The organism is Vibrio sinensis (assembly GCF_003605645.1).
GTDB classification, from domain to species: domain Bacteria; phylum Pseudomonadota; class Gammaproteobacteria; order Enterobacterales; family Vibrionaceae; genus Vibrio; species Vibrio sinensis.
Window position 1 is genome coordinate 81,863 of the sequence record NZ_QVMU01000010.1, and the last position, 18,117, is coordinate 99,979.

Consider the following 18,117-nt stretch of genomic DNA (forward strand, 5'->3'; position numbering starts at 1 on the left):
TGTGAATTCTACGGTAAATCGCTTAGTTAAATTTTTTCTTTGGTTAACGTTAACTGTGATTGTCATCTTGGCAATCACAGTGACGGTACTTCGTGCAACTTTGCCTCGCCTTGATCAGTTCCAAACGGAAATAACTCAATGGGTGGCAAAGAGCACAGGTATAGAGTTTGAAATTGGCCAAATTAGTGGTTTTTGGCGCAACACGCATCCATCGATTCAGTTGTTGGATGTTCAAGCAAAAACACCTCAAGACAGTGATATTCATTTTTCGACTCAGAAAGTCGAAGTTGAATTTGATCTGTTTCAATCCTTAATTCAATTACAGCCCGTTATTACTGATCTTAATATTCATGATTTGAAGTTGGATCTTAGAGCGATTGATTGGGCAGCAATAGAATCAACACCCAGCGAATCTTCTCATGCAGGAGAGCAAAAGCAGCTCGTTCAGCAATTAGATCAATTGCTCCTACGTCAACTTGATGAATTCTCTCTTCTCGATTCAGATATTCGTTTTATCGCTCTTGATGGTGTAGAGCGTCAGCTCGATATTCAAAAATTGCGTTGGAAGAACCAGGGTAATCGTCATAAAGCCGAAGGGAATGTGAGTTTCGCGGGGACCTCGCTAAGTTCGTTAGGGGTCGTCGCCGATTTTGTTGATCATGGTTCATTAACGGACGTTTCTGGTGAGTTTTACCTTTCAGCAGAAAATATTCGTGTTACTCCTTGGTTGACCTCTTATTTGCAGGCCGAAACGGGTATTGAACATGGACAGATTAGCCTAAATAGCTGGGTCACTTTAGAGCACAGTAAGCCGATCAATGCCTATGTAAAATTAGAACCATCAGAATTGATTTGGCAAGATGCTCACCAACACAGTTTGATGCTTGAATCTGGTGTATTCGATTTAGAACCGACCGAGAAAGGGTGGCAGATCAACGGGCGTTCCCTAAAGCTACGAACTGACAGCGATGAATGGCCAGAGCTAGATATATCGCTAGATTGGCAGCCAAAGTTGTGGCGCTTGAATGTGTCACAACTAGAGCTCGAAACCATTGTGCCGCTGTTGAAGCTTTCTCCTCAGTCTTCATCATTGTCATCGACGTTAGAAAACCTAAAAATGGGTGGCTTAGTTGAAGATATTCGCGTTTCTATGGGAGACAGTTTCGATTCATTGCGTTATTCCGCGTCACTAACTAATGGTCGAGTGAACCAGTGGGACTTATTGCCCGAAGTCCATAAATTAAGTGCTTCAGTTGCGGGTGATTTGAATCAAGCGAAAGCCAAAGTCACCTTGATTGATGACCAATTGCCTTATGGCGATGTGTTTCAAGCACCGCTGAATATCCGCCAAAGCGAAGTGGACATTGTTTGGCAAAATAATGGTGAGCAAGGCTTTTCATTATGGTCAGATAAAGTAACGGCGGCCACTCCAGATCTTCAAGTATTAGGTGCTTTCCGTTTAGATTTTCCCAAAGATAAAAGCCCATTCCTCTCTTTCTACGCGGAAGCAGATCTCTACAATGCTGGTGAAACGTGGCGCTATTTGCCAACGTTAGCATTAGGTTTGGACTTAACCGATTACCTCTCTACTGCCATTCAAGGCGGGAAAGTGAATACCGCGAAACTACTGTGGTATGGAGAGTTGGGTAATTTCCCTTATAAGAATAATGATGGAATGTTCCAAGCTTGGGTTGGTCTAAAAGATGCCAAATTTAGTTTTGATACCGCTTGGCCACCGATTACAGATTTGCAGTTAGACTTGTTATTTCAAAATGACGCCATGTATTTAGATTCCAGTCATGCGACGTTGAAAGGTATGCAAGCACAGCGAATTACCGGTCGAATTCCAGAGTTAGCAGAAAATGGTCACTTGGAAATTGAAGCGAAAGTGTCAGGACAAGGGAATGCGGTTCGAGACTATATGATGGCATCGCCATTGGTTGACTCGGTAGGTGCTGCATTAACCACAGTGCAAGTTGCGGGAAAAGTGACCTCGAGCTTTCAGTTAGATATTCCCTTTAGTGACTATGATACTCGAGCATGGGGCTACGCCGATCTCAATAATAGTCTGGTGACGATTGATACCCCACCAATGACATTGGAATCTGTTTCGGGGCGAATTAAATTCGATAATGACGTCGTTAGTGCTGCTGGCTTAGCCGCGCAGTTGCTTGAACAGTCGGTTTCTGTTGATTTTAATGGTGAAAATGCGGGTCAAGGCTATGCAGTTAACATTGATGTTGTCGGTGATTGGGATTTAAAACCCTTGGAACCTTATGTTGGTAAAAAATGGCTTAACCCTTTGAAAGGGCATGCACCTTGGCGAACGGATGTCGATATCCAGCTTAATGATGTCGGATTTACTTACCAAATTGATAGTAGTGCTGATCTAACCATGGTAAGCAGCCAATATCCTTACCCTCTTAATAAACAACTTAAAGAGGCTGGAAAGGCTCGTTTGCAGGCTTCTGGGAATCAGCAAACTATCTCTGCTCGGTTGCAGTTGCCTAACTTAAAATATCAAGCTGAGATTAACATTGCTTCCAAGACACCGGTAATTTCTGCTACGAACTTAGTCCTAGGAAAAGGCAGTTATAAAATTAGCCCAGTCGTTGGACATTACGCACAAATTCGCAGTGATAAACTAAACTTAGATGACTGGTTTGAATTGCTCTTTAAAACCGAGCCCGCAGAGAAAGGAACAATTTACGCTTCTAACATGCCGACAATTCCTATGCCGCAACGTGTTGATCTCGATGTAAAAGAGCTGACAGTGGCAAGTGTTGATTGGAATGATGTAGTGTTTGACGCTAAGCGCAAAAATCTTGGTTGGTACATGACACTGGACAGTCAGGAAGCTAAGGGAGAGGCGAGTTATATTGAGCCATATGATCTTACCGTTGCGTTGGATCGTTTACATGTTTATGTTCCTGCGCTGGATAAGGTAACCAGTGATAGCAGTAAGACGTTATTTAAAGCGGATGATCAAAGTTTACCGCTGATCTCTAATTTAGATCGTTCTATTCATGAATATGTTCCAAATCTAACGTTAACCATCGATGACTTTTGGATTCAAGGCTACAAGGTTGGAGAAACCCACCTTGACCTTCAACGTAAAGGTAACACGCTAGAGTGGAAAAAACTGTCAGTAAAAAGTGGCAGCAGTCATGTCGATATGAATGGTTCTTGGACATTAGATGAAAAGAGTAGTCATACTAAACTGAATATTACCTTACAAGGTGATGACAATAGCGAAGTGATGGAAAGGTTTGGTATTTCATCGGGGATCCAAAAAGCATCGTTTGATATTACATCCGCTCTTGAGTGGGATGGTGCTCCTTGGTCGATGAAAGTGGATAGCTTGCATGGCGATGTTGATTCGAAATTTGGTAAAGGTGTCATTTCGGATGTAAGTGGAGCAGCGCGCTTACTTGGTCTGTTTAGTCTTGATTCAATTATTCGTAAAATGCAGCTCGACTTTAGTGATGTTTTTGATAAAGGAATGGCTTTCAACTCTATTGAGGGTACGGGTGAGATTAAAAATGGCATATTCCTCACTAATGATATCACCATGGATGCAGTGGCAGGGGAGATGACCATAAAGGGGTTGGTTAACTTAAACTCTCGCCTTATTGATGCTGAAGTTAATTTTGTACCAGATATTACATCAGGTATTCCAGTGCTTACAGCATTTGCTGTGACCCCTCAAACCGCCTTGTATGTGCTTGCGATTACGACCGTTATCGCCCCTGTTGTGGAAGTATTCACTCAAGTAACTTATGAAGTGAAAGGGCCAATTGATGCCCCTGTCGTTAAAGAACTTTCACGGAGTAAAGGTGAGTTTAAATTACCGAAAAAATTACGAGAGCTAGCGAAGTAAGGAGTACTGATATGGCTCAAATGGGACTGATTCAAATGACTTCGGGGCCAAATGCTGAGGAAAACCTCCGTTATATGGCGACGCAAATTGGCCAGTTAGCGCGTGAGGGAGCACAACTCATCATTTCACCAGAGAATGCATTGGTGTTTGGCTCTCGCGCTGACTATTATCATTATGCAGAGGCATTAGATGATGGCCCACTGCAAGCCGAAGTTGCGTCATTGGCGAAGCAGTTTTCCGTTTGGGTTGTGATAGGCAGTATGCCTATTCGTACCTCTCGAGGAGTCGAGACAACCACTATTGTTTTTGACCATAATGGTAAGCTAGCAAGCCATTATGCTAAATTGCATATGTTTGATGTGGATGTTGCCGATGGACATCGACGTTATCGTGAGTCAGAAACATTTACCGCTGGGGCTCAAATCGTCACGGTTTCGACGCCGTTTGCGCACCTTGGATTAAGTATCTGCTATGATGTCCGCTTTCCGTCGCTGTATACTGAATTGGCTCAGCTAGGAGCGAATGTGTTATTAGTTCCAGCTGCATTTACAGCGGTGACTGGGCGAGCCCACTGGGAAACTCTGTTAAAAGCTCGTGCTATAGAAACGCAATCTTGGGTCGTCGCTGTTAATCAAGTTGGCACACACCCTTGCGGACGACAAACTTGGGGTCATTCCATGGTCGTATCACCATGGGGAAAAGTGGTGGCAAGTTTAACCGATCAAACTGCGAATCTATTAGTCGATATTAATGTATCTCAAGTCGATGAGTTACGTGTCGCAATGCCAGTATTACAACATAGCCGATTCAACAATCAATTAAAGAATTAAGAGCGAAGTATGACAATAAACCATGTAGAAGATGCATTGCTAACGCCTGCTGGACTGACCGAGCAAGATATTGCTGACACTCTAGCAAGTATCGCTACGCGCCAGATTGATTATGCCGATATCTATTTTCAATCTAGCTGGCACGAGTCGCTAGTTCTGGAAGATAGCATCATTAAAGATGGCTCATTTAACATTGATTGTGGTGTTGGTGTTCGCGCTGTTACTGGTGAAAAAACCGGTTTTGCATATTCAGACCAAATTCAGCTTGAGGGGCTTAAGCAAAGTGCTATTGCCGCTCGAGGTATTGCTCAGCAAGGACAAAATGGTCGAGTTCAAGCGTTTAAACGAACAGACAACCAAAATAACTATGCAGCAGTTAACCCATTAGAAAGTTGGGAAAAAGAACAAAAAACAACTTTGCTTAAAGAGCTAGATGCTTACATCCGTACCAAAGAGCCATTGATCAAAGAAGTCTCGATTAGTTTAAGTGGTGTTCATGAGCAAATGCTTGTAGCAGCAACTGACGGAACGTATGCCGGTGATATTCGCCCATTAGTTCGATTATCGATCAGTGTACTTGCTCAACGTGGCGATCGTCGTGAGCGTGGTAGTTCAGGCGGCGGTGGCCGTTTCAGCTACGATTTCTTCTTATCGCAAGACAATGGCAACCAAATTGCTTACCAATTCGCAGATGAAGCAATCCGAATGGCACTTGTGAACCTAGAAGCCGATGCAGCACCGGCAGGTACAATGCCAGTTGTTCTTGGTTCTGGTTGGCCTGGTGTCTTGTTACATGAGGCGGTGGGGCATGGCCTAGAGGGGGATTTCAACCGCAAAGAATCCTCGGTCTTTAGTGGCAAAATCGGCCAGCAAGTCACCTCTAAGCATTGTACGATTGTGGATGATGGTACGTTAAAAGATCTTCGTGGTTCATTAAACATTGATGATGAAGGCGTTGCTGGTCAATACAATACCTTGATTGAAAATGGCGTATTGAAAGGCTACATGCAGGATAAACTCAATGCTCGTTTAATGGGCGTTGCACCTACAGGTAATGGTCGTCGTGAGTCTTATGCGCATTTGCCAATGCCACGTATGACCAATACTTATATGCTGCCGGGTGAACATACACCAGAAGAGATCATTTCAACCGTTAAGAAAGGGCTATATGCACCAAACTTTGGTGGTGGCCAAGTGGATATTACATCGGGCAAGTTTGTATTCTCAACGTCAGAAGCTTACTTGATTGAAGATGGGAAAATCACTCGTCCAGTGAAAGGGGCAACCTTGGTTGGCTCTGGTATCGAAGCGATGCAACAAGTTTCTATGGTTGGTAATGATTTGAGTATTGACCGTGGTGTTGGCGTCTGTGGTAAAGCGGGTCAAAGCGTTCCTGTTGGTGTTGGCCAGCCTACGTTGAAGCTTGATTCCATTACCGTTGGTGGTACTGAATAGTTTTAATAGTTATGTATTTCTAATACATACAGTAGCATTAAATAAAAAGCGACGCTAAAACGTCGCTTTTTTATTTGTCATTTTCCGCCATAGATAGGCTATTCGGCATGTACGGTTATTAAATAATGAGTAACCTGAATCGTCAGTCTAAATGCTATCTCGCTCGATTGGGCAACTCATACAGCGTGCCCCCCCTCGACCTCGACCTAGTTCATTACCTGGTATCGTGAGAACTTCTATTCCGGCTTTATCGTATTTCTCATTGGTATAGACATTACGTTCATAACTGATCACTACCCCGGGTTTAACGGTTAATACATTATTGGCGTCATTCCACTGTTCCCGCTCGGCTTCGTAGCTATCACCACCCGTCGTAATAATTTTTAGTGCATCTAAATTTAACGCTTCTTCAATCGCGTGTTTATAACTAGGTACTTGATCAACATTCATACATCCTTGACCATTTGGCGTTAGTCGCCAAGTTTCTAAGTCATCACGCATAATTTCTGGATATACAGAAAAAGTATCAATATCCATATGAGTCATGACCGTATCTAAATGCATGCAAGAACGATGTTTTGGTAGGTTAATTGCGATAACTTCGGTCGCTTGCTGGTGTTTGAATAATTGAGCCGCAAGGTTTTCAACGCCTTGTACTGTCGTACGTTCCGACATACCGACTAAAACGGCACCGTTGCCAATAACCAATACGTCCCCGCCTTCAATGTTAGCGTTGTCGTAATGCAAATCTTCATCACCGAAATATTTAATAAAATCTTGTCCAGCAAATACCGGATGCCAATGATAAATTGCACGTAAATGATTGGTCTCTCTTTGGCGTGCTGGCATCATCATCGGATTTAGAGAAACACCACCGTAAACCCAACATGAAGTATCACGAGTAAATAGATGGTTAGGTAGTGGCTCTATTACAAAGTCCAATCTACTATGCATTTTCGGTAAGATAGATGATGTCTTTATAGGGAGCTCTGAATAGGCTAAGCCACCAAGAAAAATGGTCGCAAGGTGTTCATTATCCATTTCTGATAAGTAGTGACGAAAATCTCGAGCAAATGTGGGGCCGTAACGAAAGTCTGAGATTTGCGTATTGAGTAGCCACTCACGAGCTGGTGGAACGGCAAGTGTTTCAACTAACAGATCGTGCAACAGCAATACCTCAACATCTTGCGATCTGAGTGTATTGGCAAAAACATCGTGTTCTTCACCCGCGGCTTCAACTGCCAATACATCATCAAACAGTAATTCGTGGCAATTTGAAGGGGTGAGGTGGGTGAGTGCGCGTTCTGGGCGATTTAATAACACACGTCTCAATTGGCCAACTTCTGAGCCTACGTACAACTTACTCATTTTGTATCCTTACATTTTTTCCTGAGCATAGTTATGACAATCTTCAGGTTAAGATGCAAGCCGCTAAAACAGCCTCATGGTCTGTTTTGTCTGTTCTTATTAGCGATATATGCTGATATTTTAAATTTAACACTGGCTAATCGATGTTTTAGAACTTTCCTATTGTGGTGAGTTGTTTGAGTGACTATGCGAAAAAGCGAAATCTTACAAATGTAATCTTGAGTGTTTTTTCAGCATAAAAAATCAATATATCGATATCATGAGTATAAATAGCGTAGTTGTATGCATTTTTTAAAAACAAAAAATATGCGTGAATCAGAGATAAAAACGCATAATAGTAGTATCGCTGACAATAATGGCAGCGGAATATAATGCTAAAGTTAGATAATTTGGTGAATTTGTTAAAATATTGTACTCACGATGCGACTTGTTTTTTTGATCTTAACGCACGGGATAAAGATCCGCATCAAAAGCGATTCTAGGTAGTATTTTTTCTTGATCCATGCGATATTTCGCCACTATTAATTATGTTCAATTTTATGACTATCTGGAGCACAACTATGTCTCACGAAGATGAATACTTGTCTGTTGAAGAGTTTATTGAGATTCAAAAAGAAGAGACTCGCGATATTATTCAAGCACTATTAGAAGATGGCAGTGATCCAGATGCTTTGTATGAAATCGAGCATCACTTATTTGCTGAAGATTTTAATAAGCTAGAAAAAGCGGTTGTTGAAGCATTTAAGATGGGTTTTGAAGTTTTAGAAGCTGAAGAGACTGAAGACGAAGACGGTAAAGTGCTACTTTGCTGTGATGCAACGATGCAATCGACTCTGAATCCAGAAGCGATCGATGTGCAAGTTGAAAAGCTAGTTAATCTAGCTGAAAAATTCGACATTATTTATGATGGTTGGGGCACTTACTACGAAGGTGAAGATGCTCTCTACCCAGAAGAAGACGATGAAGACGAAGACGAGTAATTAACCCGTTTTCTCATGATAAAAATACCAGCCATACGGCTGGTATTTTTGTTTCTATATGCGTTTCTATTCTTTATACTTGAGCTAATTTTTGATCTAGCGCAAGTTTATAAGACATGGAATTATCTCTCGCAGGTCTTTGGCAGTTATCACCACTCACCGATTTGTCCGTTCCTCAGGACGATATTACCTTTCCTGCCGCTCTAAGTAGCGTCCTACCTGATCACTTATCTGAAGCGTCTGTCATTGAGCAAGAATGGCATTTAATGCATGACATTGACGTTGATGAAGCAATGCTAAGTTACCCTTGTGTTGATTTGATTTTGGCGGGTATTCATTATTACGCTGAGGTACGAGTTAACGGAGTGGCTGTTTTTGATTGTGATGGTACACAAACAACCTACCGTAAGGATATTCGTCCCTATTTACAACTTGGCCGAAACCGTTTTGAGATCCTGTTTCTCAATGAAGATGATGACTGGTTGGTCGAAGAAAGTGAGCCAGTAATTTGTCCATTAGGAGAGCCATACATTCAATCTCACGATAAGAGAATGGGGGTGTGGCAAGTTCCTTTGCTGCAATTTATTCGACATACACGTTTAGAGCACATCACCACGGAACAGATATGGCATCACGGAGGTGGCTGTGAGTTTTTGGTTGAGCTTTACTACAAGACTTATGCTCCTGGTTTAGTCTCAGCAATGGTGAAGTTTAATGGTATGACTTATCAGCTTCCAATTGATGTTAGAGCGCAATCTGTTAGTGCACTATTTCAAATAGAAGCACCGATTTATGCAGACTCAGCCAATCCAAAACAAAGTGATCTCTATTCTTTAGAGATTTCGTTAGATGGTCAGTATCGAGCATTTAATATTGGTTTAAGCGAATCTTTATGTGTGTCTCATTATCCAGCTTAAAATTTTCCTTAATGATGTAAAAAAGGCACTCATCGAGTGCCTTTTTACTAACGCTGACCCGTTAACCTTGAGGTTTTACCACTAAGACATTGATCGTTGAATTTTCTACAACCTTACTCGCGACAGACCCCAGCATGACTTTGTTGAGTTTGGAACGTTTATGACTTGGTATCACAATAAGGTCTACACCGAGCTTTTCGGCATATTCAAGTATCGTTGAATAAGTTTTACCCTCAGCAACATGCACTTTGTAAACAACTTGGTCATCAATATGTTGAGAGGCAAATTGTTTAAGTAGCTGCTCCACCTCAAGTTTCATTTTTTTTGCAGCGTCTTTAGGGAAGTAACTGGCTACCATAGACATATGAATGCCTGGTACTACCGTCAAAAGGTGTATTTCAGCATTTGAATGTTTTGCCTGCCATATCGCTAGTTCAACGGCTTTGTCGGAAAAGCCCTGATCGTTTAAATCGACGGGAACAAGAATTTGTTTATACATTATTATCTCACTCACATAGGCCCCCGTGTTTGAGGGCCAAATCAATTAGGCGCTCAAATGCTCTTTGCGAGCGCGTCGTTTTTGGTTCATCGCCATGCCCGCTAAAATAATCAAGCATGGAACAAATACCCATTCTTTCATTGGGCGCTCAGCATCTTGGATAATCCATTTAATTTCCCAATCAAAATCAATCCCAGCCGCTTCTGCGGGGCTGCCAAATTCGACCATATCGACCATCATAGTGCCTTCATTTTCAGTCAGCATGAGTCCCATAGATGAAAGACGCTCATCAGCAGTTTTTGCATCGTCATCAAACGGTAGACGAACCGTTTTTCCTACAATATCACCTTCAAGGTTTTCTCCTGACACTCTAAGTTCAAGAGCTTGGCCTACATCAAGAGTTTGAGTGATTTGCGCTATTTCAACGCCAGGTGACAACACTTTAGCTGGGTAAATCATGTCCCACCAAAATCCTGGGCGGAAAAATGAGAACGTGAGAACCAGCAGTAGTATGGTTTCCCACCACTTATTGCGAGTTAGCCACCACCCTTGTGTTGCCGCTGAAAATATCAACATAGCAACGATGGAAGAAAATACAGTTAGGAATAAGTGCCACCATGTATCGATGCCCATTAATAATAACTGAGTATTGAAGATGAACATGAATGGCAAAATAGCGGTCCGAATATCGTAGGTAAAACCTTGAATACCAGTCCTTATGGGATCGGATTTTGCGATCGCAGCAGCAGCAAAAGCGGCTAAACCTACTGGAGGTGTATCATCAGCAAGAATACCAAAGTAGAAGACGAATAAGTGGACCGCAATCAGTGGAATGATCAAACCATGTTGAGCACCCAAAGTCACAATCACGGGAGCCATCAAGGTTGATACAACGATGTAGTTTGCTGTTGTCGGCAAGCCCATACCTAAGATCAAGCTGATCACAGCGGTGAAGATCAGCATCAAGATGATGTTGCCTCCTGAGATGAACTCGACGAAATCGGTCATGACGAGACCAATCCCTGTGAGTGTAACCACACCGACAACAATACCAGCAGCAGCCGTAGCAACACCTATCCCGATCATGTTACGAGCACCAGAAACGAGACTCTCTGCAAGATCGACAAAACCATTTTTTGTCTGCTGGCCAATATCACCACTTCTTGACATTAGGGCGATGAGTGGGCGTTGTGTTAACAGTATGAAAATCATAAACACAGTGGCCCAAAATGCAGACAGCCCTGGAGAGAAACGTTCGACAGTTAAACACCAAACCAATACAACGATAGGTAAAAGGAAGTGTAATCCTGATTTAATTGTCGGGCCGGGATCTGGCACTTCAGTTAATTCAGCATCAATTTCTATTGAACCATCTTTGGTGTGATTGGCCGAAACTCGAATGAGAGCGATATAGGCCATTAGCAAAACAACCATGACAATAGGTGTTGCCGCAGCACCAAAGACATCTTTAGTCCAACCTATGCCGTAATAAACGACAGCACTTAAGATGCAGATACCTAAAATAGTGCCAGTAAACGAGAGTAGGCTATGTAATAGTGTTGGAGTATGGCGGCGAGGAAGCCCTGTCATACCGGCTTTACAAGCTTCTAAGTGAACAATATAAATTAAAGCGATGTAAGAAATTAAAGCGGGTAATAATGCGGCTTTGATAACTTCAACATAAGAAATACCCACGTACTCAACCATAAGGAAAGCAGCGGCACCCATAATTGGAGGCGTTAATTGTCCGTTGGTTGATGCGGCAACTTCCACAGCACCTGCTTTTGTGCCGGGAAAACCAACTCGTTTCATTAGTGGGATAGTAAAAGTACCCGTGGTGACGACATTGGCAATGGAAGAGCCAGAAACTAGTCCTGAAAGACCCGAAGCAACGACCGCGGCTTTTGCTGGGCCACCTTTCATGTGACCAAGTAGCGAGAATGCGACTTTAATGAAATAGGCGCCGGCGCCGGCACGTTCAAGCATGGCACCAAATAGAACAAACAGAAAAACAAATGAGGTTGAAACACCGAGCGCGACACCAAAGACCCCTTCCGTTGTCAACCATAGGTGCGACATTGCTTTATTTAAACTTGCGCCTTTGTGCGCAATAACATCCGGCATATGCGGGCCAGCAAAGGTATAGAGTAAGAATACACCTGCCACCACCATCAGTGGTGGACCGAGAGCACGACGAGTTGCTTCTAACAGCAAAACCATTCCGACAACGGAAACGACAACGTCCATTGTGGTTGGAGCACCCGATCGCGAGGCTAACTCAGAGTAAAAGAGAAAAATATACGCAGCGGCAAAGCTACCTGCGAGCGCTAAAATCCAATCCATAACAGGGATGCGATCTCGTGGAGAGTTTTTCATTGCTGGGTAAGCAGTGAAAGCAAGAAAGACAGCAAAAGTTAAGTGGATAGAGCGAGCTTGAGTATCGTTAAGTACGCCAAAATCAAAGATAAAAGGTAGAGGGGAGGCATACCATAGTTGGAATAGTGACCAACAAAGAGGAACAAACCATAGAATTCGTCCTGGTATCCCTAGGGGCGCTCTGGCTCCTGTGTCGGCTTGGGCTACCATATCTTGCACATCTTTAGACGGTGTAGTGGTCTGCGTCATGTACGTGTCCTTATTAGAATGGGTTCATTAAATATTTTCGTTGGAACCAATAATTTTCACTTTTCAGTTTAGTGAATAGGCGAAATTATGCTCAGTTGCTTGAATTTGAATAGATAGAAATGAGGGCGTGAGTTTCAATGTGAAACATCAAAAAGAGTGTTCAATGGAGGAAAATTGCTTGAATTATGATTTCACTGAGTATGAGTTTCACTGAACATGACTCTCAATGAACATTAGTTCCACCGGACAATTGCTTCATTGAACAAGGAGGCCGAAGCCTCCTTTAATGTAGAGACTATTTAAGAAGACCGACTTCTTTGTAGTATTTTTCAGCACCTGGGTGAAGAGGGATAGAAAGGCCAGCTTTCACCATATCTTCTTTTTTCAGGTTAGCGAATGCAGGGTGCAGACGCTTGAATGTGTCAAAGTTTTCGAACACGGCTTTAGCCACGTTGTAAGCCACTTCATCAGAAACATCAGTGGTGGTAACCATTGTTGCTGCTACACCAAAGCTATTGACGTCTTTGTCTGTACCGCGATACATACCAGCAGGTACGCTTGAGTATGCGTAGTATGGGTTTGCTGATACGATCTCATCAATCTGAGGGCCTGTTGCAGAAACAAGTTTTGCATCACAAGACGTTGTAGCTTCTTTGATTGAACCATTTGGATGACCAACCATATAGATGAACGCATCGATTTTGTTGTCACAAAGTGCTTGAGAGCGTTCTGAACCTTTTAGCTCTGATGCAAGCTTAAAGCTGTCGTTGGTCCAGCCCATCTTGTCCATGACAACACTCATCGTTGCACGGTCACCTGAACCTGGGTTACCGATATTGACGCGCTTACCAGCAAGATCGCTTACGTTTTCAATACCTGAATCAGCACGAGCGATGATGTTGAACGGTTCTGTGTGAAGAGAGAACATCGCGCGTAGCTTTTTATAAGGGCCTTGGTCTGCAAACTTACTCGTACCGTTGTAGCCGTGATACTGCCAATCAGATTGCACGATACCGAAATCGAGTTCGCCGGCTCTCATTGTATTGACGTTATAAATAGAACCACCAGTCGATTCTACTGAACAGCGAATGTCGTGAGCTTTTCGACCTTTGTTGACCAATTTACAAATAGCACCGCCGGTTGGGTAATAAACACCAGTGACGGAACCTGTGCCAATTGTAACGAATTCTTGTGCGTTAACTGTACCTGCACCCACTACTGTAGCTGCAATAGCACCTAACTTAATAAGTTTGTTTAATGCCATGAATGTTCCTTCCTTATATTCATTATTTACCCAAGAGCAAGTAGAGTTGCTTGGGAGTTTCCTTTGATTGGAAACGGCATCTTTCTCAATCCGTATGTTGAGAAAGTGGCTGAATAATACCAAAAAATCGATATATAATAACACTCTAGTTACAAAAAATAGCAAAAGAATCTATATTGGAACCAATGGTTCACATAGTTATCTATATGCTTAAGCTTTAAAAATCAGTAAGTTATGAAATATATTGAGTTGGACTAATTGTTGTTAAGATGTGATGAAAATCACACCCTTAGGTGTGATTTTAAAAGAGGGTCAGCAGAAGCTAAGGATTAGCCTGCATAGTCGAATAGTTCACAAACAGATTGGAATAACTGTTCTGTAGAAATGACAAGTGTAGGAGTGATAAAGATAGTATCGTCACCCGCAACAACACCAAGTATCCCTTCTGATTTACCTAATGAATCGAGTAAGCGAGCAATTAGTTGTGCTGCTCCTGGACCAGTATGAATAACGACAAGTGCGTTGTTATAGTCGACATCGAGCACTAATTCTCTTAGTGAACTCGAAACGGTTGGAACACCTAGCTCGGCTGGCAGACAGTAAACCATCTCCATTTTCGCATTGCGAGTTCTCACGGCTCCAAATTTGGTGAGCATGCGAGAAACTTTCGATTGGTTGATATTTTCGAAACCTTCATTTCTCAAGGCGTCCACAATATCGCCTTGAGATCCAAATCGCTCTTCTTTAAGCAGCGCTTTAAACGCACGGACTAGGTTATCTTGTTTTTCTGAGTGGCGCATGGGTTCTCTTTCGACCGATGGTTAAATAAATCATGCATAGTCTCGCATAGCTATGCACTTTCTGCCAATGCTATTACGAAATAATGTTTACCTCATCACTGTAAATATCATGAATAAAAATAACTTAACTCTTTGTCATTTATGATAATTAACGTCATAATCGCTCGAATCATGTAGCACGAAAAGTTCGCTTTGCGTGACCTCGCAAAGCTGGCGTTAATTTATTGTAATCAGCTTGTGATTCCTATAGCGTTTAGCTAGCGTTGATTACAAATTACCCTACAAAACACTTATAAATAGAGAATTACTCTCAAGGAGAATTTCGATGAAAGTAGCTGTTATTGGTGCCGCTGGAGGCATCGGCCAAGCCTTAGCTTTACTACTAAAAAACCGTCTTCCTGCAGGTTCTGATTTAGCCCTTTATGATATTGCACCTGTAACTCCAGGTGTTGCTGCGGATCTTAGCCATATCCCAACTCCAGTTTCGATCAAAGGTTACGCCGGTGAAGATCCGACGCCAGCGCTAGAAGGCGCTGATGTTGTTTTGGTTTCTGCAGGTGTCGCTCGTAAACCTGGAATGGATCGTGCGGATCTTTTCAATGTTAATGCTGGTATTGTTAAGTCATTGGCAGAGAAAATCGCAGTAGTATGTCCTAAAGCTTGTGTTGGTATCATTACTAACCCAGTAAATACGACTGTGCCAATTGCAGCAGAAGTATTGAAGAAAGCGGGTGTATACGATAAGCGTAAATTGTTCGGTGTAACGACGCTTGACGTGATTCGTTCTGAAACATTCGTTGCTGCTTTGAAAGACAAAGATCCTGGTGATGTTCGTGTTCCTGTTATCGGTGGCCACTCAGGTGTGACAATTTTACCGCTACTTTCACAAGTTGAGGGTGTTGAGTTCAGTGCTGAAGAAGTTGAAGCACTTACTAAACGCATCCAAAATGCGGGTACAGAAGTTGTTGAAGCTAAAGCTGGTGGCGGTTCTGCAACCCTATCAATGGGTCAAGCTGCATGCCGTTTTGGCCTTTCTTTAGTGAAAGCGCTACAAGGTGGTGAGGGTGTAGTTGAATGTGCTTACGTTGAAGGCGAAGGTGAACACGCTCAATTCTTTGCTCAACCAGTGAAGCTGGGTAAAGAGGGTGTCGAAGAGATCCTAAGCTATGGTGCATTAAGTGATTACGAGAAAGCAGCTCTTGATGGCATGCTTGAAACATTGAATGGTGACATTCAAACAGGTATTGATTTCGTTAAGTAATCTACCCTACGTTATAAATAGAAGCCGGCCTAGTGTCGGCTTTTTTGATCTTACTAATAAAGAAAACAGCAAAAAATATTTTTCGGGATCTTTAAGGAGGATCGTTTTGGCGGGTGATGAGCTAAAGATCCAGATGATGATCGATGAGGCTTCAGAGATCAGTTTGTGTTTCAATAGATAAAAATAAAGGCAAATCGATGATTTGCCTTATGCGGATTTAATTAAAGAGATTTTACTTGAAGCTACTTGGAGCGGTTTACAGATAAGTGGGCGATGACTTCAAGTGCTTGTTTGTATTCAGACTCAGGTAAGACAGCTAATTCAGCAATCGCTTTATCGGCTTCTTCAAGCGCTTTCTGGCGTGTATATTCAAGTGAGCCAGTTTGATTCATGATCTCGAGAATCTCGTCTAGGTGTTCCATCCCATTAGATTTCTCGATAGCTTCGCGAATCAGTAGAGCTTGCTCTTCTGTACCGTGCTTCATCGCATAAAGCAGAGGTAGGGTTGGTTTGCCCTCGGCAAGGTCATCTCCAACATTCTTACCCATGTCTTTACCATCAGATGTGTAATCCATCACATCATCAATTAACTGAAAAGCCGTACCTAAATATTTACCGTAGTTTTGAAGGGCAGTTTCAATCTCTTGAGGTGCATCGCTTAAAATAGCACCGACTTGTGTCGCAGCTTCAAATAGTCGTGCAGTCTTAGAGTAGATAACTTCCATATAACTTTCTTCGGTCGTATCGGCATCGTTGCAATTCATTAATTGCTGCACTTCACCTTCAGCGATGACGTTAACTGCATCACTCATTAAAGCGAGGATTTTCATCGAACCTAACGCGGTCATCATTTGAAATGAGCGAGTGTAGATAAAATCACCGACCAGTACGCTTGCAGCATTACCAAAAGCGGCATTTGCGGTTGCTTTTCCGCGACGCATATCTGACTCATCAACCACATCATCATGTAGCAGAGTGGCAGTATGAATAAACTCAATAAATGCTGCTGCTGTCGTGTGTTCATTTCCCTGATAACCAAGCGCACGTGCAGATAAAATCGCCAATAAAGGTCGCAGGCGTTTACCGCCGCTACTAACGATATAAAATCCGAGCTGGTTAATTAGAGCCACGTCAGAGTTAAGCTGAGCTTGAATTGTTTCGTTCACTTTTGCCATGTCATTGGCAGTAAGCGCTTGGATAGCTTTAAAATCCATTGTAAATCCGGCTGAGGTTAGTACCTATAAGGTATTTTCATCTACTTTAATTGGTGAATAATACACTAAAAAACGTTGATTAATACATGGTTAACGGGCATGATCTCGGCACTTTTGATTGGCGATTACCTTTTCGCCAATTTTTTAAAAATATGGCTTGTCATAGGCGCGCCCTTTCTGTAGAATCTGCGCCCTATTGATGATTAGTTTAGCGCACACCCGAGATGCTCAAATATGCATAAGGCTGTGCGGAAAAAGCGGAGTAAGATATGTACGCTGTTTTCCAATCTGGTGGTAAACAACACCGTGTAAGCGAAGGTCAAACTCTTCGTTTAGAGAAATTAGACGTTGAAACTGGTGCAGTTGTAGAATTTGATAAAGTTCTAATGATTGCCAACGGCGAAGACATTCAAGTTGGCGCTCCTCTTCTTGAGGGCGGCAAAGTTGTAGCAGAAGTTGTACAACACGGTCGTGGCGATAAAGTTAAAATCGTTAAGTTCCGTCGTCGTAAGCATTCTCGCAAACAACAAGGTCACCGTCAGTGGTTCACGGAAGTGAAAATCACTGGTATCAACGCTTAATCGATTAGGAGAGTTTAACAATGGCACACAAAAAAGCTGGTGGTTCTACTCGTAACGGCCGCGATTCAGAAAGCAAACGCCTAGGTGTTAAGCGTTTCGGTGGTGAATCTGTTCTTGCAGGTAACATCATCGTTCGTCAACGTGGTACTAAATTCCACGCTGGTAACAACGTTGGCCTTGGTAAAGACCACACACTATTTGCTCTAACTGACGGTAAAGTTAAGTTTGAAGTAAAAGGTCCTAAAAACCGTAAATTTGTAAGCATCGCTGCTGAATAATCTACGCTTTTAGCTGAATTCAAAAGCCCTGCCGATTCGGCGGGGTTTTTTATTGTTGGTTAGAGCAAATAATTAGATATTTTCTAACAAGAAAGTGACTAGTTATTTGTACCAAAGTAGGGCGATCCAAGATCTAAGGTGATCGATCTGCAAATGGGATCTGCT

General features: G+C 42.5%; 14 protein-coding genes. 8 read left to right on the forward strand and 6 right to left on the reverse strand.

What is annotated here, in order from left to right; translation table 11 throughout:
• The first annotated feature begins 1 nt into the window (after window position 1).
• The 3 genes from DZ860_RS12405 to tldD are packed head-to-tail and all read left to right on the forward strand — an operon-like array spanning window position 2 to window position 6,165.
• On the forward strand, window positions 2–3,880 hold the full coding sequence (locus DZ860_RS12405) for a YhdP family protein (RefSeq protein ID WP_120031711.1): 3,879 nt from the start codon (window positions 2–4) through the stop codon (window positions 3,878–3,880).
• Between the two features lie 11 nt (window positions 3,881–3,891).
• Complete coding sequence (locus tag DZ860_RS12410; RefSeq protein ID WP_120031712.1) at window positions 3,892–4,710, forward strand: carbon-nitrogen hydrolase family protein; 819 nt, start codon at window positions 3,892–3,894, stop codon at window positions 4,708–4,710.
• Between the two features lie 9 nt (window positions 4,711–4,719).
• Window positions 4,720–6,165: a metalloprotease TldD gene (tldD, locus tag DZ860_RS12415; protein WP_120031713.1), complete on the forward strand. Its 1,446-nt coding sequence runs from the start codon at window positions 4,720–4,722 to the stop codon at window positions 6,163–6,165.
• A gap of 147 nt (window positions 6,166–6,312) precedes the next feature.
• Here the strand turns inward: tldD and arcA are convergent, their stop codons facing one another.
• Window positions 6,313–7,533: an arginine deiminase gene (arcA, locus tag DZ860_RS12420; protein ID WP_120031714.1), complete on the reverse strand. Its 1,221-nt coding sequence runs from the start codon at window positions 7,531–7,533 to the stop codon at window positions 6,313–6,315.
• A gap of 560 nt (window positions 7,534–8,093) precedes the next feature.
• Here arcA and rraB point away from each other — a divergent pair.
• Both rraB and DZ860_RS12430 read left to right on the forward strand, forming a co-directional pair.
• Window positions 8,094–8,513 (forward strand): ribonuclease E inhibitor RraB, encoded by a 420-nt coding sequence (gene rraB, locus DZ860_RS12425; protein WP_120031715.1) that lies wholly within the window; start codon window positions 8,094–8,096, stop codon window positions 8,511–8,513.
• Between the two features lie 116 nt (window positions 8,514–8,629).
• A complete protein-coding gene (locus tag DZ860_RS12430) occupies window positions 8,630–9,430 on the forward strand; it encodes a glycosyl hydrolase 2 galactose-binding domain-containing protein (RefSeq protein ID WP_120031717.1) in 801 nt (266 codons plus the stop codon).
• A gap of 61 nt (window positions 9,431–9,491) precedes the next feature.
• Here DZ860_RS12430 and DZ860_RS12435 read toward each other — a convergent pair whose 3' ends face one another.
• The 4 genes from DZ860_RS12435 to argR form a co-directional block, all read right to left on the reverse strand.
• A complete protein-coding gene (locus tag DZ860_RS12435) occupies window positions 9,492–9,929 on the reverse strand; it encodes a universal stress protein (protein ID WP_120031718.1) in 438 nt (145 codons plus the stop codon).
• A 45-nt stretch (window positions 9,930–9,974) separates the two neighbouring features.
• On the reverse strand, window positions 9,975–12,554 hold the full coding sequence (locus DZ860_RS12440) for a TRAP transporter permease (protein WP_120031720.1): 2,580 nt from the start codon (window positions 12,552–12,554) through the stop codon (window positions 9,975–9,977).
• Between the two features lie 295 nt (window positions 12,555–12,849).
• On the reverse strand, window positions 12,850–13,818 hold the full coding sequence (locus DZ860_RS12445; RefSeq protein ID WP_120031722.1) for a TAXI family TRAP transporter solute-binding subunit: 969 nt from the start codon (window positions 13,816–13,818) through the stop codon (window positions 12,850–12,852).
• Window positions 13,819–14,147: 329 nt separating this feature from the next.
• Window positions 14,148–14,618, reverse strand: coding sequence for a transcriptional regulator ArgR (gene argR / locus DZ860_RS12450; protein WP_120031724.1), 471 nt, complete (start codon window positions 14,616–14,618; stop codon window positions 14,148–14,150).
• A 325-nt stretch (window positions 14,619–14,943) separates the two neighbouring features.
• On the opposite strand from argR, the gene mdh reads away from it, so the two are divergent.
• The gene (mdh, locus tag DZ860_RS12455) at window positions 14,944–15,879 is read left to right on the forward strand and encodes a malate dehydrogenase (RefSeq protein WP_120031726.1); all 936 of its coding nucleotides are present in this window, start codon (window positions 14,944–14,946) and stop codon (window positions 15,877–15,879) included.
• A 242-nt stretch (window positions 15,880–16,121) separates the two neighbouring features.
• Here the strand turns inward: mdh and ispB are convergent, their stop codons facing one another.
• Complete coding sequence (gene ispB / locus DZ860_RS12460; RefSeq protein ID WP_120031728.1) at window positions 16,122–17,093, reverse strand: octaprenyl diphosphate synthase; 972 nt, start codon at window positions 17,091–17,093, stop codon at window positions 16,122–16,124.
• Between the two features lie 269 nt (window positions 17,094–17,362).
• On the opposite strand from ispB, the gene rplU reads away from it, so the two are divergent.
• On the forward strand, window positions 17,363–17,674 hold the full coding sequence (rplU, locus tag DZ860_RS12465; RefSeq protein ID WP_120031730.1) for a 50S ribosomal protein L21: 312 nt from the start codon (window positions 17,363–17,365) through the stop codon (window positions 17,672–17,674).
• A gap of 20 nt (window positions 17,675–17,694) precedes the next feature.
• Entirely contained in the window at window positions 17,695–17,952 is a 258-nt protein-coding gene (gene rpmA / locus DZ860_RS12470) for a 50S ribosomal protein L27 (protein ID WP_120031732.1), read from the forward strand.
• Window positions 17,953–18,117: the final 165 nt, after the last annotated feature.

Excerpts from the sequence above, each read along its gene's own strand:
- argR (WP_120031724.1), bottom strand. The coding sequence starts at position 14,618 with ATGCGCCACTCAGAAAAACAAGATAACCTAGTCCGTGCGTTTAAAGCG.
- DZ860_RS12440 (WP_120031720.1), bottom strand. The coding sequence starts at position 12,554 with ATGACGCAGACCACTACACCGTCTAAAGATGTGCAAGATATGGTAGCC.
- rraB (WP_120031715.1), top strand. The coding sequence starts at position 8,094 with ATGTCTCACGAAGATGAATACTTGTCTGTTGAAGAGTTTATTGAGATT.
- DZ860_RS12435 (WP_120031718.1), bottom strand. The coding sequence starts at position 9,929 with ATGTATAAACAAATTCTTGTTCCCGTCGATTTAAACGATCAGGGCTTT.
- rplU (WP_120031730.1), top strand. The coding sequence starts at position 17,363 with ATGTACGCTGTTTTCCAATCTGGTGGTAAACAACACCGTGTAAGCGAA.
- DZ860_RS12410 (WP_120031712.1), top strand. The coding sequence starts at position 3,892 with ATGGCTCAAATGGGACTGATTCAAATGACTTCGGGGCCAAATGCTGAG.
- mdh (WP_120031726.1), top strand. The coding sequence starts at position 14,944 with ATGAAAGTAGCTGTTATTGGTGCCGCTGGAGGCATCGGCCAAGCCTTA.
- tldD (WP_120031713.1), top strand. The coding sequence starts at position 4,720 with ATGACAATAAACCATGTAGAAGATGCATTGCTAACGCCTGCTGGACTG.
- rpmA (WP_120031732.1), top strand. The coding sequence starts at position 17,695 with ATGGCACACAAAAAAGCTGGTGGTTCTACTCGTAACGGCCGCGATTCA.
- arcA (WP_120031714.1), bottom strand. The coding sequence starts at position 7,533 with ATGAGTAAGTTGTACGTAGGCTCAGAAGTTGGCCAATTGAGACGTGTG.
- DZ860_RS12445 (WP_120031722.1), bottom strand. The coding sequence starts at position 13,818 with ATGGCATTAAACAAACTTATTAAGTTAGGTGCTATTGCAGCTACAGTA.
- ispB (WP_120031728.1), bottom strand. The coding sequence starts at position 17,093 with ATGGATTTTAAAGCTATCCAAGCGCTTACTGCCAATGACATGGCAAAA.
- DZ860_RS12430 (WP_120031717.1), top strand. The coding sequence starts at position 8,630 with ATGGAATTATCTCTCGCAGGTCTTTGGCAGTTATCACCACTCACCGAT.